Annotated in this window: 22 protein-coding genes and 1 pseudogene; 16 read left to right on the top strand and 7 right to left on the bottom strand. The window is 68.6% G+C overall.

The window, feature by feature from the left end:
• The first annotated feature begins 157 nt into the window (after positions 1-157).
• Positions 158-1717, top strand: a complete 1560-nt coding sequence (locus IMT31_RS06815; protein WP_413544192.1) for a sodium:solute symporter family transporter — start codon at positions 158-160, stop codon at positions 1715-1717.
• On the opposite strand, the gene IMT31_RS06820 is transcribed toward IMT31_RS06815, so the two are convergent.
• Entirely contained in the window at positions 1714-2409 is a 696-nt protein-coding gene (locus IMT31_RS06820) for a helix-turn-helix domain-containing protein (protein ID WP_413544193.1), read from the bottom strand. The genes IMT31_RS06815 and IMT31_RS06820 overlap by 4 nt on opposite strands.
• A gap of 123 nt (positions 2410-2532) precedes the next feature.
• Between IMT31_RS06820 and IMT31_RS06825 the strand changes: the two genes are divergently transcribed.
• From IMT31_RS06825 to IMT31_RS06855, 7 genes and pseudogenes are all read left to right on the top strand, one after another.
• The gene (locus tag IMT31_RS06825; protein ID WP_345354402.1) at positions 2533-3420 is read left to right on the top strand and encodes an urea amidolyase associated protein UAAP1; all 888 of its coding nucleotides are present in this window, start codon (positions 2533-2535) and stop codon (positions 3418-3420) included.
• A 41-nt stretch (positions 3421-3461) separates the two neighbouring features.
• The gene (locus IMT31_RS06830) at positions 3462-4220 is read left to right on the top strand and encodes an urea amidolyase associated protein UAAP2 (RefSeq protein WP_413544194.1); all 759 of its coding nucleotides are present in this window, start codon (positions 3462-3464) and stop codon (positions 4218-4220) included.
• A gap of 2 nt (positions 4221-4222) precedes the next feature.
• Positions 4223-4309: pseudogene (locus tag IMT31_RS06835) on the top strand (hypothetical protein); the annotation flags it as partial.
• 43 nt (positions 4310-4352) lie between these two features.
• Positions 4353-4676, top strand: a complete 324-nt coding sequence (locus tag IMT31_RS06840; RefSeq protein ID WP_413544195.1) for a biotin carboxylase N-terminal domain-containing protein — start codon at positions 4353-4355, stop codon at positions 4674-4676.
• Positions 4588-7935, top strand: coding sequence for an urea carboxylase (uca, locus tag IMT31_RS06845; RefSeq protein WP_413544196.1), 3348 nt, complete (start codon positions 4588-4590; stop codon positions 7933-7935). Before IMT31_RS06840 ends, uca begins: the two co-directional genes overlap by 89 nt.
• Positions 7932-9239, top strand: a complete 1308-nt coding sequence (locus tag IMT31_RS06850; protein ID WP_413544197.1) for an allophanate hydrolase — start codon at positions 7932-7934, stop codon at positions 9237-9239. The genes uca and IMT31_RS06850 overlap by 4 nt, the downstream gene beginning before the upstream one ends.
• Positions 9229-9681, top strand: a complete 453-nt coding sequence (locus IMT31_RS06855) for a hypothetical protein (RefSeq protein ID WP_345354394.1) — start codon at positions 9229-9231, stop codon at positions 9679-9681. Before IMT31_RS06850 ends, IMT31_RS06855 begins: the two co-directional genes overlap by 11 nt.
• Here IMT31_RS06855 and IMT31_RS06860 read toward each other — a convergent pair.
• A complete protein-coding gene (locus IMT31_RS06860; protein ID WP_413544198.1) occupies positions 9678-9941 on the bottom strand; it encodes a hypothetical protein in 264 nt (87 codons plus the stop codon). The two genes, IMT31_RS06855 and IMT31_RS06860, sit on opposite strands and share 4 nt — an antisense overlap.
• 154 nt (positions 9942-10095) lie before the next feature.
• Here IMT31_RS06860 and IMT31_RS06865 point away from each other — a divergent pair, with 154 nt between their 5' ends.
• From IMT31_RS06865 to IMT31_RS06880, 4 genes are all read left to right on the top strand, one after another.
• Positions 10096-10974, top strand: coding sequence for a metal-dependent hydrolase (locus IMT31_RS06865; RefSeq protein WP_413544199.1), 879 nt, complete (start codon positions 10096-10098; stop codon positions 10972-10974).
• A gap of 103 nt (positions 10975-11077) precedes the next feature.
• On the top strand, positions 11078-11359 hold the full coding sequence (locus IMT31_RS06870) for a DUF6480 family protein (protein ID WP_413544200.1): 282 nt from the start codon (positions 11078-11080) through the stop codon (positions 11357-11359).
• Positions 11360-11507: 148 nt separating this feature from the next.
• Positions 11508-12614 carry an NDMA-dependent alcohol dehydrogenase gene (locus IMT31_RS06875; protein ID WP_413544201.1) on the top strand — a complete coding sequence of 369 codons (1107 nt, stop codon included), beginning with the start codon at positions 11508-11510 and terminating at the stop codon, positions 12612-12614.
• A 52-nt stretch (positions 12615-12666) separates the two neighbouring features.
• On the top strand, positions 12667-14151 hold the full coding sequence (locus tag IMT31_RS06880; RefSeq protein WP_413544202.1) for an aldehyde dehydrogenase family protein: 1485 nt from the start codon (positions 12667-12669) through the stop codon (positions 14149-14151).
• Positions 14152-14216: 65 nt separating this feature from the next.
• Here the strand turns inward: IMT31_RS06880 and IMT31_RS06885 are convergent, their stop codons facing one another.
• From IMT31_RS06885 to IMT31_RS06900, 4 genes are all read right to left on the bottom strand, one after another.
• On the bottom strand, positions 14217-15071 hold the full coding sequence (locus tag IMT31_RS06885; protein WP_413544203.1) for an SDR family oxidoreductase: 855 nt from the start codon (positions 15069-15071) through the stop codon (positions 14217-14219).
• Positions 15072-15102: 31 nt separating this feature from the next.
• Positions 15103-16005, bottom strand: coding sequence for an enoyl-CoA hydratase-related protein (locus IMT31_RS06890; RefSeq protein ID WP_413544204.1), 903 nt, complete (start codon positions 16003-16005; stop codon positions 15103-15105).
• Positions 16006-16243: 238 nt separating this feature from the next.
• Positions 16244-17419, bottom strand: a complete 1176-nt coding sequence (locus IMT31_RS06895; protein ID WP_413544205.1) for an FAD-dependent monooxygenase — start codon at positions 17417-17419, stop codon at positions 16244-16246.
• 50 nt (positions 17420-17469) lie between these two features.
• Entirely contained in the window at positions 17470-18513 is a 1044-nt protein-coding gene (locus IMT31_RS06900) for an ABC transporter substrate-binding protein (protein WP_413544206.1), read from the bottom strand.
• Between the two features lie 197 nt (positions 18514-18710).
• On the opposite strand from IMT31_RS06900, the gene IMT31_RS06905 reads away from it, so the two are divergent.
• Positions 18711-19469 (top strand): IclR family transcriptional regulator, encoded by a 759-nt coding sequence (locus tag IMT31_RS06905; RefSeq protein ID WP_413544207.1) that lies wholly within the window; start codon positions 18711-18713, stop codon positions 19467-19469.
• A 9-nt stretch (positions 19470-19478) separates the two neighbouring features.
• Here the strand turns inward: IMT31_RS06905 and IMT31_RS06910 are convergent, their stop codons facing one another.
• Positions 19479-20240, bottom strand: coding sequence for an IclR family transcriptional regulator (locus IMT31_RS06910; RefSeq protein WP_413544208.1), 762 nt, complete (start codon positions 20238-20240; stop codon positions 19479-19481).
• A 162-nt stretch (positions 20241-20402) separates the two neighbouring features.
• Between IMT31_RS06910 and IMT31_RS06915 the strand changes: the two genes are divergently transcribed.
• From IMT31_RS06915 to IMT31_RS06925, 3 genes are read left to right on the top strand one after another with little or no spacing between them, the layout of a single operon-like run.
• Positions 20403-21476: a mandelate racemase/muconate lactonizing enzyme family protein gene (locus IMT31_RS06915; protein WP_413544209.1), complete on the top strand. Its 1074-nt coding sequence runs from the start codon at positions 20403-20405 to the stop codon at positions 21474-21476.
• The gene (locus tag IMT31_RS06920) at positions 21473-22402 is read left to right on the top strand and encodes a malate dehydrogenase (RefSeq protein ID WP_413544210.1); all 930 of its coding nucleotides are present in this window, start codon (positions 21473-21475) and stop codon (positions 22400-22402) included. Before IMT31_RS06915 ends, IMT31_RS06920 begins: the two co-directional genes overlap by 4 nt.
• 44 nt (positions 22403-22446) lie before the next feature.
• Positions 22447-23406 carry a tripartite tricarboxylate transporter substrate-binding protein gene (locus IMT31_RS06925; RefSeq protein ID WP_413544211.1) on the top strand — a complete coding sequence of 320 codons (960 nt, stop codon included), beginning with the start codon at positions 22447-22449 and terminating at the stop codon, positions 23404-23406.
• Positions 23407-23500: the final 94 nt, after the last annotated feature.

Consider the following 23500-nt stretch of genomic DNA (forward strand, 5'->3'; position numbering starts at 1 on the left):
ACAGGAGCCTCATCGCTTCCTGGATGCCCCGTCTCGGGACATCCGCCCTGCGTAAATCTTCCAAGAAAGGCAGAGCCATGACCGAGAAGACGAAGGCGCCGTTGCCCTTCGAGCCCATTCCAGTGATCGATGCCGCATCCCGGGCGGATGGTCGGTCATGATCGGCGCCAGCATTCTCCTGACCGTTGCCGTCCTACTCCTGCTCGGGTTCTGGTCTGCCCGGCGAGTGCGCGGCAGTGCCGGAAACTTCACCCTCGCGGGTCGAACGCTCACGGCACCGATCGTCGCCATCCTGCTGATGTCTCAGGTCATCGATTCGAACGCCACCGTTGGAGCAGCGGACCTCTCCGGTGGCTTCGGGTTCTGGGCCGGTGCAGCAATGCCCATCGGACTGGCGGTGAGCATGCTGCTACTGGGGCTGTTCGTCGCCAAGAGGGTCCGGGCCATGGAGCTGTCCTCGCTGCCTTCATACTTCCTGCAACGCTTCGGCCGGCCCGGCGAGCTGCTGTGCTCAGTGCTGGCGATCGTCTGCTTCGGCATCCTCATGGCCGGAAACCTGGTGGCACTCGGGCTGCTGATGGAGTACTTCGCCGGAGTGCCGTACTGGCTCTCCATCGTCATCGTGGCTGGAGTCGCCTTGGCATACACCCTGGTGGGAGGCATGTTCGCCTCGGTCTACACCGGCGTGTTCCTGATGGGAGTCATGACCCTCGGCTTCGTCGGGCTGTCCCTGTGGATGTTCATGGGCCCGGGCTACTCGGCACCGGAGGGCCTGGGAGTGCTCGACTTCGAGCAACTGACGCAGTCCTCGGCCGGTTCCGTGGTCAATTGGGCCACCATCTTCGCCCTCGGCCTGGGCAACCTCGTGGCCATCGACGTCTTCCAGCGCGTCTCCTCCTCCCGGAGCCCTGGCGGCGCAAGGGCAGCAGGCATCATGGCCGCCGTCGGGACCGTGGTGCTGTGTGTGCCCCTGGCAGCCGTCGCCGTCACGGGAGCCGGCCTGCTCGGTGACTTCGACGGGCCGCTGCTCTTCGGCCTGCTCACCGGACCGGTGCCGCAGCCGATCGCCATCACCGTCATCGCCGCCCTGGTGGCCGCGTCACTGACCACGGTCAGTGGCATCTTCCTGGCCTCGTCCTCGATCATCGTGACGAACATCTTCACCGGTGCCCGCGCCACCGCCATGATCTCCCGGGCCGGCCTGCTGAGTGCTTCGCGATACGCCATGGTGCCGGTCGCGGTGATCGGCATCATCGTCGCACTGCGCGTCAACCACACGGGAATCCTGTTGACCCTGGCGTTCGATCTGCTGTGCGCCAGCCTGGTGGCGCCGTTCCTGTTCTCCCTCTGGACACGCATCGCCAGCACCCGTGCGCTGATGATCTCCACGGTTCTGGGTCTGGGACTGCGCATGGTGTTTTTCGTTCTCACGCCAACCATCTACGGGGTGGACAACACCCTGCTCTACCTGCCGAATGACGTGATCGGTGTCGAGATGGACGGCTGGTCCACCTTCGTGGCGGCAGCCGTGTCGGCGATCGCCTACCTGGCCATCGGCATGACCGATCGCCCCCGGCACCAGGTTGGACTCCCGGCGGCCACGGCCATGCCGGTTCGAAGCCCGGAGGCGGCAGCGGCTCCGGTGGCAGCGCCAGCACCGGCCCCTGCGACGGAGCCCATGCCGGAGCCGGTGTCTGCCGCCACCTCCTCGGGCTAGCCCACGGGCACTGGCCCACTCCCCTCCGCCTGCAGGCGCTGGATCAACTCCAGCGCCTGCAGGCGGTTCTGCGCTGTCGCGTGGCGTCCTGCACCCACGAGGTACAGGGCGTCGTCGGCAATACGTTCGGCCGCATCCCCGGGCAGGGGCCGGGTGCGCTGCCGCAGGACGATGATGTTCTCGGCGAGTCCCATCACGATCGCCCCGGTGAAGGACGCGTCCAGGTGATGGTCCGACTGCCCGGTAGCCTCATCCACCAACTGGGCATAGACGGTCTCCAGCGCGTCGCGGTCAGCGTGGAACTCCCGGAAGGCCGGGGCACGCAGCTCCGGGCTGAAATACAGCGCTCCGAGGTTCTGCGGGTCCTCGATCAGCAACCGGGTGTCCGCGAAGCACAGAGCCCACAGCTTGACCTGCGGCGGCGCCTCCACGGTGGCCAACAGCTCCGCGAAACGGCGCGAGGGACGCACCGTCAACAGCACCAGCCGCAGCAGGATCTCCTCCTTCGAGGTGAAGTAGTGGTAGACGCTGGCCTGCTGCAGGCCGGCACGCTCCGCCACCGCGCGAGTACTGGTCGCGCTGTATCCGTGCTGGACGAACAGCTCGCCCGCCGCGTGCAGGATGTCCTGCTCGGCGCCGAGCCCGGTCGGGGAGGTGGGGTTCCTGCGCGGCCGGCCCCGAGGTTTCGTCATGGACCGAATCTACCAAGCGGGCCACGGGTTCATCTGCCCGAAACAGTGGTCACACGTCACTGAAACGCCCATCTGATGTTCTTTCTGTCAGTCGATAGAAAAAGCACTCCGAAGGAGCAGGCCATGACCATCACCAGCCAGTCCACTGCCTCGTCCGGCACATCCAGCACGGCCAGCCCGTCCACCACGGCGACGACGGCGGGTGCTCGTGAGCACGCTCGTGCCCAGGAGGGCACCGCCGTCGAGTCCATGCCCAGGGTTCCGGCCACCGGGCTCTCGCAACCACCCGCCGGGGTGGCCTCGGCAGACGTCGTCTGGGCCGAGCGGGTGGCCGGGGGAAACTACACCCACCGGGTCCTGGATCGGGGCGTCACCGTCAGGCTCACCGACCTCGCCGGAGACGCCTGCGCCTCGGTGCTGATCTACAACACCACCGAGCCCTGGGAACGGCTCAACGTCGCCGACACCATGAAGATCCAGTGGCAGGTCTACAGCGGGGCGGGCCAGGTGCTGCTCTCGGACCAGGGCCGGGCGATGGCCACCGTGCTCGAGGACACGTCCGGACGTCATGACGGGTTGTACGGACCCAGCCTCCGGGCGCGCAATGAAGAGCGCTACGGGGACGGTCAGGTCCAGGGCCCCAGCCCGGCGGGCCGGGAACTGCTCGCAGTCGCCGGGGCCAAGCACGGCCTGCAGCGCCGCGACCTTCCGGCCGCGCTGTCCTTCTTCCAAGGCGTGACCATTCACGACGACGGCCGTCCCGAGTTCACCGGCTCCGCTGGAGCCGGCCACAGCCTCGCCTTCGTGACCGAGATGCCGTGCACCGTACTCATCGCCAATGCGGCCCACCCGCTGGACCCGCGCGAGGACTACACCTGCACCGAGCTGGACGTGGTCGCCTGGCGTTCCGGTGACGCGGTGCAGGATCCCTCCGCGATGGCCGTGGACCCCGAACGCCGCCGCGCCTACCTGAACACTGCCGAGTACCTTCGCTCCCGCGGCTTGGCCTGAACACCCACAACACCTCAGACGTATTGATGGAGAGACATCCGATGAGCACCACGTTCGACACCGCCAGCACCCACCCCGCCAGCACCGCCTCCCCCACCTCAGCCTCCGCCCCTGCCGGTCCAGCCGGTCCAGCCGTACTCGGCACGGAACTGCGGCGCGAAGCCGTGGCACCGCGCGCGCCCTGGTCCGCCCGCATCCCGGCCGGCCAGGTACTGACGATCGTGGACCGGGACGGCAACCAGGCGGTTGACTTCCTGGCCTACGACGCTGAGGACACCGCCCGTGCCTACAGTGTCCAGGCCACCCTCCAAGGGCAGCAGAGCGTCTACCTCACCGCCGGATCCGTCCTGCGCACCAATGAGTACGATCCGCTGATGACGGTCATCGCCACGGACGTCGAGCGTCACGACACCCTCGGCGGCGCCTGCTCCAAGGAGTCGAACACGCTGCGGTATGGCCACCACACCTGGTCCCAGCACGGCTGCGCCGACAACTTCCTGGCCGAGCTCTCCCACTACGGGATGGGCAAACGGGACCAGGTCTCCAACATCAACTGGTTCATGAACGTGCCGGTGGACCCTGATGGGGCCCTGGGCATCGTGGACGGCATCTCCGCCCCCGGGCTGTCCGTGAGCCTGCGGGCCGAACGGGACACCCTGGTGATCGTGTCCAACTGCCCACAGGTCAACAACCCCTGCAACGGCTTCGACCCGTCCCGCACGGAGATGATCATCTCCTCCGGCGCTGACGGCACCACCGGTGCCTCCGGCACCACCGGCTTCCAGATCCAGGAGGGCTGACCATGACGTTCTCCGACACCTCTTCAGGCATCTCCTTTGACACCGTCTTGATCGCCAACCGCGGCGAGATCGGCGTCCGCCTCATCCGCTCCGTGCAGGCGCTGGGCCTGCGGGCCGTGGCCGTGTACTCGGATGCCGACCCGCGGTTCTCGCCACGTGTTGCTGGCCGACGAGGCGGTTCACATCGGTCCCGCGGCGGCCGCGGAGAGCTACCTCAACGTCGAGCGGATCCTCGAGGCCGCACGCCAGACGAACGCGGGGGCCATCCACCCCGGGTACGGCTTCCTCTCGGAGAACCCGGAGTTCGCGGAGGCGTGTGCGGCCGCCCGGATCGAGTTCATCGGGCCCCGGCCCGAGGCACCTGCGGGTGTTCGGCACCAAGCACACCGCCAGGGACGCCGCCGTCGCCGCCGGGGTTCCGCTGCTGCCCGGCACCGGACTGCTGGACTCGGCTGAGGATGCCGTCTCCCACGCCGACTCGATCGGCTGGCCGGTCATGCTCAAGGCCACGGCCGGTGGCGGCGGGATCGGGATGCAGGAATGCCGCACCCCGGACGAACTGCGCCAGGCCTGGGACGGGGTGCGCCGGGTGGCCGGCGCCAATTTCGCCTCCGCCGGGGTCTTCCTCGAGCGGTTGGTCGAGAGGGCCCGCCACGTGGAGGTGCAGGTCTTCGGTGACGGTCTCGGTGCCGTGCGCGTCCTCGGCGACCGTGACTGCACCCTGCAGCGCCGCCACCAGAAGGTCATTGAGGAGGCACCCGCCCCCGGCCTGCCGGACGTGGTGCGCGAGCGCATGCAGGAATCCGCCCGCGCACTGTGCGCCTCCGTGAACTACCGGTCCGCCGGCACGGTGGAGTTCATCTATGACCCGGTCCGCGAGGATGTGGCGTTCCTGGAGGTCAACACCCGGTTGCAGGTGGAGCACCCGGTCACCGAGGCCGTCTACGGGGTGGACCTCGTGGAGTGGATGGTCCGCCTGGCCGGCGGCGACCACCAGATGATGGAAGCGGCCCTGGTCCCGGGCGGGGCGGCCGTCGAGGCCCGCATCTACGCCGAGAACACTGATCTGGACAATGTCCCCAGCGCCGGCACCGTGACCGGGTTGGTGGAGCCGGACGGGATCCGGATCGACTCCTGGATCGAGCCCGGAACCGAGGTCAGCGCCCACTATGACCCGCTGCTGAGCAAGTTCATCGCCCGCGGTGAGGATCGTGACCAGGCCTGGGCCGCACTCGCCGGCGCACTCGAGGAGGCCCGTGTCTACGGCCTGGCCACCAACCTGGGCCTGCTGCGCACCATCACCGGACTGCCGGCCGTGGCCGCGGTGGAGCATTCCACGGCCACCCTGGACGGGGTCCGCAGCGCCGCGCCCCGGCTGGAGGTGCTGAAGTCCGGGATCATGACCACCATCCAGGACCGCCCGGGTCGAGTGGGCTACTGGCCCGTGGGGATCCCGCCGTCGGGGCCCATGGATGACCTGTCCTTCACACTGGGCAATGAGGCCCTGGGCAATGACGAGCGTGCCGCCGGGCTGGAGGTCACGGCCAGCGGCCCGACGCTGCGCTTCCACACGCCGAGCCGGATCATGGTCACCGGCGCCCAGACGGACGTCCTCGTCAACGGCCTGCCGGCCGAGCAGTGGGCGGTGCTGGAGCTGCAGGCCGGTGACACGCTGTCCCTGGGCCGGGCCGCTGCGGGGATGCGGTCCTACCTGCTCGTGGAAGGCGGACTGGACGTCCCGCTGGTGATGGGCTCCGCCGCCACCTTCGTCCAGGGAGAGATCGGTGGCATCACCGGCCACGCCCTGGCCACCGGGGACATCATCGGCCTCAACACGCCGCGGGTCCCGCACCGGGTGACCGACGTCCCGGCGGACCGGCGCCCCCAGCTGGGGACGGCGTGGCAGATCGGCGTCCTGGAGGGTCCGCACGCCGCGCCCGAGTTCTTCACCGAGGCCGGCATGGAGGAGTTCTACGCCGCCGACTGGGAGGTTCACTTCAACTCGGACCGAACCGGCGTGCGGCTGATCGGGCCCAAGCCGCAATGGGCCCGGCGGGACGGCGGCGAGGCCGGACTGCACCCCTCCAACATCCATGACACCCCCTACGCCGTCGGCGCGGTGGACTACACGGGAGACATGCCGATCCTTCTCGGTCCGGACGGTCCGAGCCTGGGCGGATTCACGTGCCCCGCAACGGTGGCCGAAGGCCAGAAGTGGAAGCTCGGCCAGCTCTCCGCCGGGGACCGTGTCCGCTTCGTCCCCATCACCCAGGCCCAGGCTGCAGACCTGCGGGCGGACCCGCGCCGCCAGGTCCTGGCGGACCGGGACGCCGTCGTCGACGGCGGGATCGTGACCCTCGTGCCCGCCACCGAGGACCGGCCGGACATGACCGTGCGCCGCAGCGGCGACTCCAACGTGCTCGTGGAATACGGGGAGATGACGCTGGACATTGCCTCCCGGATGCGCATCGAGGCCCTGCGCCGCGGGCTGCAGGAGAGGATCAGCGCCGGCACGCTGGCCGGCGTGCTGGAGATGACCCCGGGCATCCGTTCCCTGCAGGTGCACCTGGACCCGGACGTGCTCAGCCTCGATGAGGCGCTGGAACACGTGCTCGAGATTGACGCGCAGTTGCCTCCGACGCAGGATCTGAAGCTGCCCAGCCGCACGGTGCACCTCCCGCTCTCCTGGGATGACCCCTCCACGCGGGAGGCCATCCGCCGGTATGAGAAGGGCGTGCGGGACGACGCCCCGTGGTGCCCGTGGAACATCGAGTTCATCCGCCGGATCAACGGGCTGGACTCCGTGGAGGACGTCCGCTCGGTGCTCTTCGACGCCGAGTACCTGGTCCTGGGACTGGGGGACGTGTATCTGGGAGCCCCGGTCTCCACCCCGGTGGACCCGCGCCACCGGCTGGTGACCACCAAGTACAACCCGGCCCGCACGTGGACGCCGCAGAACGCCGTCGGGATCGGTGGAGCGTACCTGTGCATCTACGGGATGGAGGGGCCGGGCGGCTACCAGTTCGTCGGCCGGACCACCCAGGTGTGGTCCACGCACCGCCAGCGCGGGCCGTTCGAGGAGGGGACGCCGTGGCTGTTGCGCTTCTTCGACCGCATCAAGTGGTACCCCGTCTCCACGGAGGAGCTGGAGACCATGCGGGCCGATATGGCCGCCGGTCGCCTGCCTCTGCAGATCGAGGACGGCGAGTTCTCGATGGCGGACTACGAACGGTTCCTCGCGGAGAACCAGGACAGTATCGACGCGTTCAAGGACCGCCAGCAGACGGCCTTCGACGTTGAACGTCAGGCCTGGGAGGACGCCGGCGAGTTCGAGCGCGCCGCGTCCGTCGAGGCCGTGCCGGAGGCGGACGTCACCACCGTGGAGATTCCGGCGGGCTGCGAGGGGATGGAAGCGCAGTTCGCCGCCAACGTGGTCCGTGTGGAGGTGGAGGTCGGCGATCAGGTCAGCGCCGGTCAGACCCTGTTGGCGATGGAGGCGATGAAGATGGAGGCCCCCGTGCACGCGGTCAGTGACGGCGTCATCGAGCGCGTAGTGGTGGAGCCGGGCGCGCAGGTGGCACCGGGAGCGGTGCTGGTGGTGCTGCGCACGGCCCCCACGGACACGGGCACCGAGCCGGGCACGGACTCGAGCACCGGCTCGAGCACCGACATCACCGAGTGGGACCACAGCTACACAGAGGAGGCCATGCGATGACGATCACCGCACGTGAGACGAGTAGCGCAGACGAACTGGTGGACAGCCGATTCCGCCGGTTGACGGAGGTGGACAGGCCGGAGGTCTGGATCGAACTGCGAGCACAGCAGGACGTGACCGAGGACGTGTCCACGGCGCTGGCCGAACGGGAGGCCGGCGAGTACCGGCCCCTGGCGGGAACCCTGTTCGCCGTGAAGAACAACATCGACGTCGCCGGGCTGAGCACCACCGCAGCCTGTCCCGCCTTCGGGTACACGCCCGAACGTGATGCCCCCGTGGTCAGCCGGCTGCGGGCCGCCGGGGCAGTGGTGCTCGGCAGTACCAATCTGGACCAGTTCGCCACCGGGCTGGTCGGCACCCGCAGCCCGCACGGTGCCGTCCGCCACGCCGAGGACCCTACGCGGATCTCGGGCGGGTCCAGCAGCGGCTCGGCCGTGGCCGTGGCCTTGGGGCTGGTCGACTTCGCCCTGGGCACAGACACGGCCGGCTCGGGCCGGGTGCCGGCTGCCCTGCACGGTCTGTACGGCCTCAAGCCGACCAAGGGGCTGGCGCCCACCACCGGCGTCGTGCCGGCCTGCCGTTCCCAGGATGTGGTCACCACCATGGCGCGGGACCTGCACCTGGCCCGGCTCGCGTTCGATCTCATGGCCGGGCCCGACGACGACGATCCCGGCTCCCGTCAGGCGGCACCCCTGCGTCCGGCCGGTTTGGACCGCGTGGTGGGCCACGTGCGTCCCGAACAGCTCGGCGAACTCGCCCCCGGCTGGGCGGAGGCCTATGACGCGGCCATCGCCTCTTTCGAACGCCGCGGGTTCCGCACCGTGCCCGTCGATGTGGAGCCGTTCCTGGCCGCGGCCTCGTTGCTCTATGACGGAGCCTTCGTGGCCGAGCGGTACACGGCGGTCGGGGAATTCGTGGAGGCATACCCCCGCGACGTCGACCCGGTGGTCGGCGGGATCATCACCGCTGCCGCCGGCATTCCCGCTCACCGGGTGTTCGCCGACCTGGACTTCGTGGCCGGCTGCACGCGGACCGCCCGCGCCGTCTTCAGCGAGATCGACGCCCTCGTGTTGCCGACGACCACCTTCCATCCGACCCTGGCTGAGGTGGCCGCGGACCCCGTGGGGGCCAACAGCAGGTTGGGCCGTTTCACGAACTTCGTAAACCTGTTGGACCTGAGCGCGCTGGCCGTTCCGGCCGGGCGGGTGGACGGCCTGCCGTTCGGCATTCAACTGATCGGGGATGTCTTCGAGGATGCTCGCCTGATCGATGCCGCACGAGAGGGTGGGTTCGGTGGCTGCTGACACGGTGCCGGACGCTGCGAAGGACCCAGACGACCTCTTGCTGGTTGTAGCTGGCGCACATCTGCGCGGCCAACCGCTCAACGGCCAACTGCTCGAGTTGTCGGCCCGGTTCGTTGAGAAGTCCCGAACAGCTGAGCAGTACCGGCTCTTCGCCCTGGCCACCGATCCGCCCAAGCCCGGCGTGGTCCGAGCCCTGGACGGCGGCGCCGCACTGGACGTCGAGGTCTGGGCGCTGAGCCCCGCGGCCTTCGGTACGTTCGTGGCCGGGCTTCCCGCACCCATGTGCATCGGTACGGTCACGCTCGCCGATGGTCGCGAGGTCTCGGGGTTCCTGGTGGAGCCCTATGCCGTGGAGGGAGCCGAGGAGATCACGCATCACGGTGGATGGAGGGCCTACCTTCAGTCCCTCCACCAGAACACCCCTGAGGCATCCGGCTGCTAGGGCTTCTCCTCGTGCAGCATGTTGCGGGCCTCCTCGAGCGCCCACGCCGAGTCCTCGTGGTCCATCCGGGCCAGCATCAGCAGGTTGGAGATGCGCTGCTCGCGGCTGAGCCACGCCGTCTCTTCGGCGAAGTTGATCATGGCCAGGACGCGGGCGTGGGCGCGGCGTCCCCTCGCCTTGACCCTGCTGTCGTCGGCGTTGGTGCCCTTGAGGATCTGGAGTGCTTCCGTCAGGGGTGCCTTCGTCTCGCGTTCTGCCATGATGCTGATGGTCCCACAGTTCGCTCGGGTGCGCTGATACGTGCCGTCATCACCATCATCGTCTGTCTGTGCTCTGCCTGTCCGTCCCCCATGGTCTGATGGATAGTCGCCCACCTCGGGCTGACTGTCACACCACCAGGAAGGACCCCTGCCCATGATGGGACCGCACCACGCCGCCTGCGGGGCGGCGGCCTGGGTGCTGCTCGCCGGGAAGGCGACGATCCCGCTCGGGCCGCTGGCCGGCGTCGGGCTCCTCGGCACAGGTTCCGCACTGGTCCTGCCGGAGGCGATCCCGCTGGGCTTCGGCCTGCTCGGGGAGATCGCTGACCTGGGCGTCCTGACCGGTGCCATCGTGGCCGCGGGTGCTGCCCTGCTGCCGGATGCCGACCATCGCCACGCCTCGATCGCGCACTCGTTGCCGCCGGTCTCTGAAGGGCTGTGCATCCTGCTCGGCAAGCTGGCCGGCGGACACCGCAACGGCACCCACTCACTCCTGGGACTGGCCGCCTTCACCGTGCTCGCCTGGTTGCTGTCCCTGCTGGCCATGCCCACCACCACGGGCACCGTACAGGTCGGCGCCGGCCTGGGGACCGTGCTCCTGGCCTCCTTCGCCGTGAAGGCCCTGACGTTCATGCCGGACCGGGCACGGAAGGTGCCCTGGCTGCTCGCCGTGCCGCTGGGCGCGCTGGTGGCGCTCGGGTCAGGGGACCAGGGATCCTGGTTCGTCCTCGCGGTGGCGCTCGGGGTTGCGGTTCACATCGCCGGGGACATGTTGACCGACGGCGGCTGCAACCCCTTCTGGCCCCTCAAGCTGCGGCCACCGCGCTCCCTGCCGAGGACGCCACTGACCCGCGCACTGTGGAGCTCCGGCGGACGGATGAAGCTGCCGGTGTTGGGCCCCACCGGCTCGCGCCGCGAGTGGGCCGTGGCCCTGATGGTCTCGCTGGTGGCCGTGGCCGGCATGGTCGCGGCGCTCGGCGGAGTGGTCACAGGAATACTGGCGGGCGGCGTACAGCTGCTGGCCCGGTGGTGACCAACCCCAAGGGGCCGCAGACCCACCCTCTCTACGGGCCGGAGGGCTTGTTAGCCTGTGCCTACGCACGCTCGGAACCACCGACCGCAGGAGGCAGGTAACCGTGGCCAACACTGACCCCAACACCGATCCAGAGGTCGGCCCTGAAGAGAACCATGGTCTTCCCGAGAACGCGGCCGAAGCCACGAGTGAGACCTCTGGTCACAGCATCGACGGCGACACCCCGCCCGCCGAGGGCGCCAGCGTGGGGCCCACCAACCACGAGCTCGACGTGGACCGGCGCGGCGCAGGCGTCATGAACAAGACTTGGCTGGTGGCCCTGCTGATCCTCGTCCTGGTCTTCGTGGTCTTCTGGATCGTCGGCTCGATCGCCGGGCTGTTCTGAGCGGTGCTCCACCGCCCAGGTCTTCTCCTGGACGAAAGTGCCATTGCAACCTCACAGGCGCTCACCTAGCCTCACGGTGACATGGATCACACTTCAGCGAAGTTGGCTGGAGTGAGCCTGAACGTCGGGTGACCCACCAGGAGGCAATGTGAAGACCCAAGCGGCCGTCATCGTGGAACCCGAGAAGGGGTTCCAGATCGAGGAACTCGATCTGGACGAGCCCGGCCCCGGAGAGGTCCTGATCCGATATGCCTACTCGGGCCTGTGTCACTCGGATCTGCACATCCTGCAGGGGGACTCCCCAGCGAGGCTCCCCCTCGTCGGCGGGCACGAGGGCTCGGGCGTCGTCCAGAAGACCGGCCCAGGAGTGACGCGGGTCCAGGAGGGAGACCACGTGGTCTGCTCCTTCATCCCCAGCTGCGGGACGTGCCGCTGGTGTGCCACCGGTCAGCAGGCCCTGTGCGACCTGGGCGCCAACGCGCTGGTAGGCAACCTGCCCGGAGATCGCTTCGTCTTCACCGGGGAGCACGGCCACTACGGGGGCATGAACTCCCTGGGCACCTTCAGTGAACACGGCGTGGTCCACCAGAACTCGGTGGTCCCCATCCCGAAGGACATCCCCTTGGACAAGGCCGCCCTGGTCAGTTGCGGCGTCCCCTCCGGGTGGGGCTCGGCGGTCTATGCCGCCGACGTCCGTGCCGGTGAGACGGTGATCGTCTACGGGGTCGGGGGGATCGGTTCCAACGCCGTCCAGGGCGCCCGCCATGCGGGTGCCGCGAACATCATCGCCGTGGATCCGGAGCCATTCAAGAGGGAGACGGCTCTGCAGCTGGGGGCCACGCACGCGACCGCGGATGCCGCTGAGGCAGCCGACATCGCCCGGAGCCTCACACTCGGTGTCGGCGCGGACAAGGCAATCGTGACCGTGGGACACCTCGAGGAATCCGTGACGACGGCCGCCTTCGAGGCCATCCGCAAGGGCGGGACCGCGGTCGTCACCAGCATGGGGGTCCTCGAGGACAATTCCGTCACGGTCCCCGGCACCATCCTGGCATTGTTCAAGAAGACACTCCGCGGCGCCCTCTTCGGCGACTGCAACCCCACCTATGACATCCCGCGCCTGCTCTCCCTCTACATGCAGGGACATCTGGTGCTCGACTCGCTGATCACCCGGACCTACGCCCTGGAGGACATCAACCAGGGATACGTGGACCTCAAGGCCGGCAAGAACATCCGGGGACTCATCAAGCACTGAGGGTTGCTCCCCCTGCCCCTCAACACCGCCACCATCGTGAAGGACGCCCAGCATGACCGTCACTGAAACCTCGTCGCACGTTCGCAAGGACCTCTTCCCCACCGGCCGGCTCTTCATCGCCGGACAATGGCGTGCAGCCTCCGAGGGCGGCCTCATGGCCGTCGAGGCACCCGCTACCGGGGAGAGACTGACCGACGTCGCCCGCGCCACCACCGCAGATGTGGACGCCGCCGTCGCTGCGGCCCGTACCGCCTTCGACTCCGGGGTCTGGTCGGGTCTCCCGGGCCGCGAACGGGCCCGGATCCTGCTCGAGGTCGCCCGCCTGATCCGGGAACGCTCCGAGCAGCTGGGACAGATCGAGAGCCAGGACGCCGGCAAGCCGATCGGCATGGCCACGAACGTGGACGTGAACGGCGCCGTCGGTGCGTTCGAGTACTACGGCATGTTGGCCCAGCAGATCGACGGGTCCGTCCGGGAGACCCCGGGGAACGTCCACGCCTATGTGCAGCGCGAACCCCTCGGCGTGGTCGCGGCCATCACGCCGTTCAACTTCCCGCTGATCCTGTCCACCTCCAAGATCGCCCCGGCCCTCGCGGCCGGTAACTCGGTGGTCCTCAAGCCCGCCGACGACACCCCGCTCTCCTCCCTGATGCTGGCCGAGATCCTCCAGGAGGCGGGCATCCCGGATGGTGTCTTCAACGTCATCACGGGAGTCGGCTCCGAGCTGGGCGACCGCCTGGTGGGACATCCGGAGGTCGACAAGGTGGCCTTCACCGGATCCACCGAGGTGGGCGCCCACGTGGCCGGCCACGCCGGGAAGAACCTCCGGCCGGTCGTGTCCGAGCTGGGCGGGAACTCGGCGAACATCCTGTTCGCAGACGCCGATCTGGACCGCGCCATCAACACGGCGATCGAGGCCTTCGTCTTCAACGCGGGCCAGTTCTGCATGGCCGGGTCCCGGCTGTACGTCGAACGCCCGGTCTACGAGCGGGTCCTCGAGCGGCTCCCACAAGCTGTGGCCAACATCCCCTGGGGAGACATCACCCGCCCGGAGTCGGTGTTCGGTCCCCTGATCAGCCGCAAGCAGTTCGACCGGGTCGCGAGGCTGGTCTCGGAGACCGTTTCCGCCGGGGCGCGGGTGATCGTCGGAGGGAACCCCGATCCCGATCGGCCGGGGTACTTCTATCCGGCCACGGTCCTGGCGGACGTGCGGGAGGACCATCCGGCGGTGGCGCGCGAGGTCTTCGGTCCGGTACTCACCGTGCAGCCCTTCGACACCGAGGAGGAGGTCATCGAGGCGGCGAACGGCACGGCGTACGGCCTGGCGGGAGGCGTCCAGACCGGCAACACCGCAAAGGGTCACCGGGTGTCCTCACGCCTGAAGGCCGGGATCGTGTGGATCAACGGCTGGGGCCTGATGGACCCGGCGGTCCCCTTCGGTGGCGTCAAGGCCTCCGGCTGGGGACGGGAGAACGGCCCTGAAGGCCTGAACGAGTACCTGCAGACCAAGTCGATCGTGCTGAATCTGGAGGGCTGACCTCCCCGGAGGGAGCCCGACCCTCCGCGTGGCCGGAGGGGATGCTGTGACCCCCTCGCGGTGGATCAACCGTCCAGGAAGAGGTCTCGCTCCAGGGTCTCCGCCGGGCCGCCGTAGGCCGAGAGGTCGGTGATCCCGGCCTCGGCGAGCACCTCGTCATCCAGGAAGAAGTTCCCGGAGCACTCCACCGGGTCCCGGGTGAGGACCTCCCAGGCGGCATCGGCCATGATCTCCGGGGTGCGGGACCGTGCCGCCATCTCCTCACCGCCCAGGAGGTTGCGCACGGCGGCGGTGGCGATGGTGGTCCGCGGCCACAGGCTGTTCGCGGCGATCGACTGCCCGCGCAGCTCCTCCGCCAGCCCCAGGGTCACCAGGGACATCCCGTACTTGGCGATCGTGTAGCCCAGGTGCCGCCCCGCCCACTCCGGGTTGAGGTTCAGCGGCGGGCTCAGCGTCAGGATGTGCGCGGCCGCTGACTTCTCCAACCAAGGCAGGGCCGTCTGGGCCAGCAGGAACGAGCCGCGGGTGTTGATGTCCTGCATGAGGTCGTACTTCTTCATCGGCAGCTCGGCCGTAGTGGACAGGTCGATGGCGCTGGCGTTGTTCACCACGATGTCGATCCCGCCGAAGCGCTCCGCGGTGCGAGCCACCGCGTCGGCGACCGAGCCGTCGTCGCGCACATCCCCGACGATGGCCAGGGCGCGCCCGCCGGCCTCCTCGATGGCGGCGGCCGCCGTGTGGACGGTGCCCTCGAGCTTCGGGTGCGGCTCGGCCGTCTTGGCGAGCAGGGCGATGTTCGCCCCGTCCCGGGCGGCCCGTAGGGCGATGGCCAACCCGATGCCCCGGCTACCTCCGGACATCAGCATCGTGCGGCCGGCCAGGGACCGTTCGGAGTCGGGGCGGGCGGTGTTCTCGGTCATGGGGATGCCTCCGGTTCGGATGTCAGGCGAGTCAGGAGAATGGGGAGAAGTCTGGGGAACGCCGCTCGGCGAAGGCAGCGAAGGCCTCGCGGGCCTCCGGGCCGGCCAGGCGCTCCGTGAACACGGCGACCTCTCGGTCGATCACCGGCCCCAGCGCCTCCGCGTCCCGCATGAGGCGCTTGGTGGCGGTCAACGAGCCTGCCGGCTTGGCGGCGAGCGCTGCGGCTACCTGCCGCGCCGTGTCCTGCAACGCCTCCGCCGGGACCACCCGGTTCGCCAGACCGGTGGCCACGGCGTCCTCGGCAGCCAATGGCTCGGCGAGCGCGAACATCGCGAAGGCCCGTACGTGGCCGATGCGCTGGGGCAACAGCAGGGTGGACGCGGCCTCCGGGACGAGGGCCAGGTCCACGAACGGGGTGATCAGCTGGGCCCCCTCTGCCAACACCACGTAGTCGGCGTGCAGCAGCATGGTGGTCCCCACGCCCACGGCCTTGCCCTGCACCGCTGCCACGATCGGCGTGGTGCAGGCCGCCAGCGCGTGCAGGAACCGCCAGACGTTCATCTGCCCGGTGATGCCCGACGCCGGCCCGCTCGGCCCGGCGGGCTCCGCCGACTCGGTCGTGGCGGCAACGGCGAGTTCGGTGTTCGCCTGGTCGGCGGTACTGCCGGCGATCTGCTCAGCCAGGCGGCTGAAGTCCGCGAGGTCATTGCCGGCGCTGAAGAGGTCACCCTCGGCACGGAGCAGGACCACCCGTACCGCGGCGTCCGAGTCCGCTCGTCCGATCGCGTCGGCCAGCGTGCCGTACATCGCGTCGGTCAGCGCGTTCTTCTTCGCAGGGCGATTGAGGGTGATGGTGAGGACGGCGTCCTGCAACTCCACCACCACGTCCTGTGTGGACTCGTGGCCGGCCTGGTGCATCGGTTCCTGGGCCATGGGCGTGGCTCCTTCAGGTGTGGAGGTCCTCTGTCGGCACCGGCCGGTGGTCCCACTGCCGGGCGCATGTCCTCCGATCATGGCACGGACCGGACCGGCCGGGCAGACTCGGGCGGTGAAGACTTGGGCGGGCGTTCCGGAGCGGTGTTCCGGAGCGGTGTTCAGCGCGGGTCTCGATCTCGCTCCATCCATCGAAAACATCAAGTTGTTGGCGATGAGCCCTGCGGTGTCCCCCTCCTCAGCGCGAGGGCGCCAGCGGCGGGGCCACGAGCGAATCGGCGTCATGGCTGCCCAGCCACCCGTAGAAGGGTGCCATCCTCCGGATCCGCTCGTCCCGCGCGTCGTAGTCCTCCTCGACGACTGAATCGTAGAGGTGGCCGGCCTCCACGGATGCCAGTTGCACGGCGTTCGCCCGCTGGAGGCGCAGCTCCTGGTACCGCGTCAGCGCGGCGGGCGCGTCCTCCACCGTCGATCCCTCGAGCGCTGCGGCCAGCGCGAAGGCGTCCTCGATGGTCTGGCTGCCGCCCTGGCCGAGGTGCGGGAGCATGGCATGAGCGGCGTCGCCGAGCAGGGCGAGCCGTCCGCTGGTCCAGCTGGTCAGCGGTGGCCTGTCGAACAGCCCCCACTGGAAGGTGTCCGTGACCTGTTCGATCAGCCCGGTGACCACCGGATCCCAGCCGGCGAACTCCGCGGCGAGTTGCGCGGGATCACCCGGGGCCGTCCAGGAGTCCCGCTCCCCACCGTGGGCGGGAACCACTGCGACGATGTTGATCAGACGGTCGGCCCGGATGGGATAGACCAGGAAGTGCTTCCCCGGTCCGATCCACATCTTCGAGGTGCCCCACTCCCAATCGCCCTCCCCTGTGACGGGGACGAGCGCCCGGTACGCGGCCGTTCCGGAGGAGCGCGGTGCAGCCACCTCGCCGACCACGTGGCGGCGCACCACGGAGTGGATGCCGTCAGCGCCGATGACGGCATCAGCCTGTGCCGTCTTCCCGTTCTCGAAGCGCAGGTGCACTCCATCAGGGAGCTCTTCCAGTTCCAGCAGCCGATGGCCGGTATGGATGGCGGATGCCGGCACCGCGGAGGCGAGCACCTCGATCAGGTCGGCACGGTGCACCCCGAAGACCCGGCGGTCCCAGGCCGCCCCGGGCTCGCGGAGGGTGGAGATGAACGAGCCGTCCTCACGCAGTTGGAAGTACCCCTGGTCCAGGTGCGAGCCGACACCTTCGATCTGCTCCAGGAGACCGAGGCGCTCCAGCAGCCGCCAACCGTTGGACGCGAGCGAGATCCCCGCCCCGATCTCCCCGAGCGCCCGGGCCTGCTCGAACACCTCCGCGTCGATGCCGCGCCGCCGCAGGGCGGCCGCGGCGGCCAGCCCTCCGATGCCTGCTCCGATGACAGCAACTCTCATGCCTTCTCCTCCAACTGCTCCAACTGCTCCAACGCGGCCGCCCGGGACGGTCAATCGGCCTGAGGCGTGACGTACAGGGACGCCACGTCCAGAGGGTTGTCGGCCATCCCGTAGGTGAGCATCAGGTCATAGATGGCCTGCATCTTCTCCACCGGGAGGTCCGTATGCGCCGGTTCCAACCGGATGGACTGGGCAGTCTCCTCGTCCATCTTCAGGAACTCGGGCAGCATGGCACGGACCCCCTCCTCGTCCTGTGCCGCACGCTCGGCCGATTCCGTCAGGGCCTCCTGGAACGCCGACACCAGCTCCGGGTCCTCCTCGGCGATCTCCTCGCTGGTGAAGGCGATGGTGAGGGGCATGCCGTCCATGACCTCCTGGTTCGGATACCCGACCACCACGTTCTCCGAATCGGCCAGAGCCCGGCCCATGAAGGGTTCCGGCAACCACACGGCGTCCACGTTGCCCTGTTCCAACTGCGCGAGCATGTCCGGGAAGGGCATCTCGTTGAAGTTGATCTCCTCCGGATCCGCCCCAGCCATCTCGGCCGACTCCATGATGGAGAGATCGCCCAGCGTGTGGATGGCATTGACGGTCACCGTCTGACCCTCGAGGTCCTCGAAGCCCGTGATGCCGGAGTCCTTGCGGGCGAACACCGCGTTGATGTCCTCGCCCTCGGCCGAGGACCAGGAGTACCCGGAGACCACCTTCATGGGCAGCCCCTGATCCGCCGCGGTCAGCACAGACATGGGGTTGCCCACGGCGAACTGCATGGAGCCGTTCTGGACGGCCGGCACCAGTGCCGCACCGCCCTGGCCCTCAACGAGCTCGACGTCCAGACCATGGTCCTCGAAGATCCCCTCTGCCACGCCGTAGCGAAGCTCAGTGGAGGAGGCGATGGCAATGGTTCCGACGGAGATGCTGGTCAACTCCCCCGAGCCTTCCGCCGAGGCACCTGCGGCAGATGTCGTGTCGGAACCCTCGGCGCCGGTGGGCGACCCGGAACCACAGCCGGCCAGGGCCAGGGTGCCGACCGCGAGTGCGGCAACCACGCCTCGGCGGAGCGACGGGGAGACGGATGCGGTGCGCGAGATCATGATGCGTCCTTTGTCTGGAACGGATGCGGCTGATTCCAGAAGTAAAGGCCGAATGTGGGCGATCGACAACGGAATGAGTCCGCTTTTCCCCACACGGGAAAACAGCAGAACGACGGCCCCCGCCGCAGAGCTCCGGCTCCCTTGTGTGACAACGATCACCCATGGCACGCTTTCCACTATGAGGAAACCCGATGGTCATGCTCCAGACCGCTGAGCGCGCACTCCACGTTGTGCAGCTGGTGGCGTCCCGGGGCGAGGTGACACTCACCGAGGTGGCCGGCGCCCTGCAGCTCAGCCCCTCCATGGCACATCGACTGCTGCGGACCTGCGCCGACGCCGGCTTCGTGGACCAGGAGTTGCGCAACGGTCCCTACACGGTGGGCTCCGTACTACGGCAGGTCGCCGCCGATGTCACACGGGGCTCGACCCTGCCCACCCTCCTAGGAGGGACCCTGCGGCAGGTGGCCGAGGGGCTGCTCGAGACGACCAGTCTGGCCGTGTTGGAGGGCCGGAACATCCGGTTCATCCTGACGGAGGAGGGCACCCATCTGGTGCGAATCGCCCGCCCGGTCAGGACCGTGACTCCAGCCCACGCCACCGCCGCGGGCCGGGCGATGCTGGCCGGGCTGAGCGACGACGAGCTGGCGGCGAGATATCAGGGCATGGACCTGGAGACGGTGCAGCCGGGCACGATCCAGGACTGGGTCCAGCTCAAGGCTGAACTCAAGAAGGTGCGCCAGCGCGGCTGGGCCATCCAGGTCGGCGAGGCGCAACCGGGCGTGGCCGCGTTGGCCATGCCGATCCGGGACGGCCTCGGCCATCCGGTGGCCGCCGTGACGGTCACGCTCCCCTACCTGCGGCTCAACCGTTCGGACGACGCCCGATCCCTGGCCCGCCGCCTGCGGCCGTTCGCCGATCAGATGGAACGGCGGCTGGCCTCTGCAGCCACCCGATGACACCCGTCCTCAGACCATCGGCGGGAGACCGACTGCAGCCAGGATCCGGTCACGCCCCTCCACCACAAGCTCGCCATAGTGGCGGACCTTGTCCTCCTCGAACCGGTGGCTGGGGATGGCGATGGCGAGTCCATACTCGGCCGGGTTCCCCGGCCCGGACAGCGGCAGTGCGATGCCCACCCCTGAGATCTCCGAGCGCCAGCTGCCACGGTTGACCGAGAAACCTCGGGCCTGGATCTCGTCCACCTCGGCGAGGAGTTGCTCAGGCTCCGGACGCTGCTCGTCCGGCAGGGCCACCAACTGACGGTCAAGGTACGCCTGCAGATCGGACCGGCCCCAGGTGGCCAGCAGCGCCCGGCCCGAGCCGGAGAGGTGCATCGGCACGGTGGTCCCGATGGGATCGAACACGCGGATCGACTTCGTCGACTCGACCCGGTCCACGACCACGATGCTGTCCGCCTCCTGGTGGGTCACGTGGATGCTCTCATCGGTCTCCTGGTTCAGCCATTGCTGCACCTCCCAGGTCAGTTCCCGAATCTCCAACCCGGGACCGGCATGCGCCAACGTCCAGATGCGCGGAGTCTGAATCCACTGCCGTGGGTTGGCACGGTCCCGCTTCAACCAGCCGTTCCGCTGGAGCACCTCGAGGGACCGCTGCACCGAGGACTTCGGCAGATCCAGCCGCCGGGCGATCTCCGAAACCCCCACGGGCTGGTGGGTGATGACGCATTCGACAACGCGTAGGGCGTTGGTGACGACCTGCATGGACATCCCTCCTGAGACGAATCACGGCCCGCAGCCGGAAGCATATCCGGAATCAGGCCACACCTATTGACAGACCGTGTGACGTGGACCACGATCATTTGTGCCACCTGAAATACCAGTGTTCCATCTCACGGAACATATCACCAGCACCATCACGAAACGAGCGGCATGAAGATTGAGAACATCGACACCTGGATCCTTCGGGTGCCCTTCCTGCGGGAGACCGCTGACTTCGACGATGCCCACCACGAGCTGATCGGGGTGACCGTCCATTCCGAGGGCCTCACAGGGATGGGGTACAGCTTCATCACCGACCATGCCGGCGGCACCTCCGTCAAGGCCCTGCTGGACGATCTGCTCGTCCCCCACGTCCTGCGGCGGGACGCCTCGCAGCCCGAGCGGATCTGGAATGCGATGGAGGACCTCACCCACCGGATGGGCACCGGCATCAATCGCTTCGCGATGGCCAGCATCGACATCGCCCTGTGGGACCTCAAGGCGAAGTCGAACGGCCATTCACTGGCCGCAGAGATCGGACAGGTCACGGACGACGTCCCTGTCTACGGCTCCGGAAAGGCCGGCGGGCGCCTCTCCGTGGATGAGCTGGTCCAGCTCTCGCAGGAATATGTGGACTCCGGCTTCCACGCCGTCAAGATCCGCGTGGGCCGAGACCCGGATGAAGACCCTGCCCGCATCGCCGCCGTCCGGTCCGCGCTGGGTGACCACGTGAAGATCATGATCGATGCCAACGAACGGCTCAGCTACTCCAGCGCCCTCTCCCTGGGCCGTCAGCTGGCGGAACACGACATCTTCTGGTTCGAGGAACCCGTCGTGTACACCGACCGGCGCTCCCATGTGGAGCTGGCCCGGCACCTGCCGATGCCCATCGTCGGAGGCGAACACCACTGCAGCTCCGCCGCGTTCCTCGACTACGTCACCGAACGCGCCTTCACCATGGTCCAGCCCAATGTCTGCATGGTCGGCGGCGTCACCGAGATGGTCCGCATCATGCGCCTGGCCGAGTCACACGGCGTGGGCTTCGCCCCGCACCTGATGACCGACCTCAACGTCCACCTGGCCGCCGCCACGAACAGCACCGTCTACGTCGAGTACTTCCCCTTCCTCGAGCCCTACACGTCCAACCGGCTTGAGATCGCCAACGGACGGGCCACGGTCCCGACGGCGGCCGGTCACGGGATCTTGTTCACCGACGAGACCTTCGCGAAGTACCGGATCGCATGAACGCGCCCACGCCATCCTGGCCCGAACGGATCTCGATCATCGGCGCGGCCGGCCTGGTCGGCTCATCCGCCGCGGCATCGCTCGCCACCCACTCGGTCGGCGGTGAGCTGTTCCTGCAGGACCGCCGGGACAACCTCGTCGAGGCGCACCGGATCGACTTGACGGACGCGCAGGCCGTGCTCGGCATCGACCGTCCCCGAATCCATGCCGGCTCCCCCGACGCGCCCGTCGACCTCGTCGTCGTTGCCGCCTCCCTGCCGGAGACCCCGGGCGGGGACCGCCGCGATTTCCTGGCGGCCAACGCGCAGCTGCTCACCTCGATGGCGGAACAGATCCAGCGCGAGGCAGGCGAACACGGTCTGGTCCTGCTGCTGACCAACCCCGTGGACATCCTGGCCGACTGGCTGCATCGTCAGCATGGCTTCGCCGCCGATCGCCTGATCGGATACGCCCTGAACGATTCCCCCCGGTTCCGTCTGGCGATCGCCCGGGAGCTCGGCACCGAGGTCACCTCGGTGCAGGCCAGCGTTCTGGGCGAGCACGGCAAGGGGCAGGTCCCGGTCTTCTCCACGGTGCTCGTCAACGGCGAGCCCGTCGACTGGCCGGACGGCTCGATCGAGCGGGTACGGGCCGACGTCGACGGCTGGTTCGAGCGATGGTCCCGGCTCAAACCGGGGCGCAGCTCCGGCTGGGCCAGCGGTGCCGGCGTCATGCATCTCATCCGTTCCCTGGCCGCCGGCGAACAGGTCATCACCACGGTCTCCACCGCCGGCATCGAAGAACTACCCGAGTCCTTCATGGCCCTGCCCACCCGGTGGGTGGACGGCTGCTCGCGAGCCGCACTCCCCGACCTCTCCCGCCAGGAGCTCGCAGCGCTCCAGGAGGCAGGTGACTCCATTCGTCAGACCTCACTCACCCTGGACTGACCCCGGCCCTCCGCACCTCAAGCACCGTCCGAAAGGAAACTCTCATGACCCGGAAAATCCTCGCGACAACCTCAGCTTTCTCCCTCCTCCTCCTGGCCGGCTGCGGCCAAGGCTCCGGGGGCGAAACCCATGAAGACGGCACCTGGAGCCCCTCCGGCACCCTGGAGATCGCCGTGGGCGCCCAACCCGGTGGCGGCAGCGACATCCTCGGACGCGCGTTCGCCAGTGCCGTCGAAGAGCACACCGGCGACTCGACTGTGGTGGAGAACTACGACACGGTCGATGGCGTCCTGATCGTCAAGGACGAGCCCGGCAAGGGCGACATCGTGGGCGTCGGGAACTACTCGAACATGGTGGTCCGCCCCAATGAACAGGACGTCGGCTACACCTGGGAGGACTACACCCAGCTGGCGCTCGTGGCCGAGGACGTCTCCTACGTTGTGGCCAAGTCAGGCGCCTTCAGCTCCGCCGAGGAGATGGTCGAACAGGGCAACGGTGGTGGGCTCACCGTGGCGCAGGTGGGCTCGGGCGCCGCGGACTCCCTGCTCACAGGGCAGCTGGCGGAGGCCTTCGACATGACCCTCAACCCCGTGGTCTACGAGGGCGGTGGCGACTCGATCCGCGGTGTCCTCTCCGGCGACGTGGACCTGGCGATCCTCGAAGCGGCCGAATTCCTCCCCCAGGTGGAGGCAGGTGAGCTGGACGTGATGTTGAGTACGGGCGCCGAGGCGGCCGACCACCCCGAGCTGTCCGACGTCCCGCTCGCCAGCGATCTGGGCGCGGAGCAGAGGTTCTCCACCCAGTGGCGGATCATCTTCGGCGCACCCGAGTTGGAGCCGGCGCAGGAGGACTACTGGATGGACGCGATCGAGGCCTGGACCGAGAGCCCCGCCTACGACGAGTACATCGAGGACAACGCCCTCTCCCCGACGTTCATCACCGGGGACGAGCTGACCGAGTACATCGAGGAAAGCGAGCAGAACCTGCTCGAGAACATGGAGTGATCCCGATGGTGACCCCAGACGGAGAACGGGTGCAGGAGGGGCTGGACCCCGCGGGTCCCCCCGGTCCGCGCAGTGGGCCGGAGGCGGTTCGGCC

The organism is Citricoccus nitrophenolicus (assembly GCF_047305825.1).
GTDB lineage: Bacteria > Actinomycetota > Actinomycetes > Actinomycetales > Micrococcaceae > Citricoccus > Citricoccus nitrophenolicus.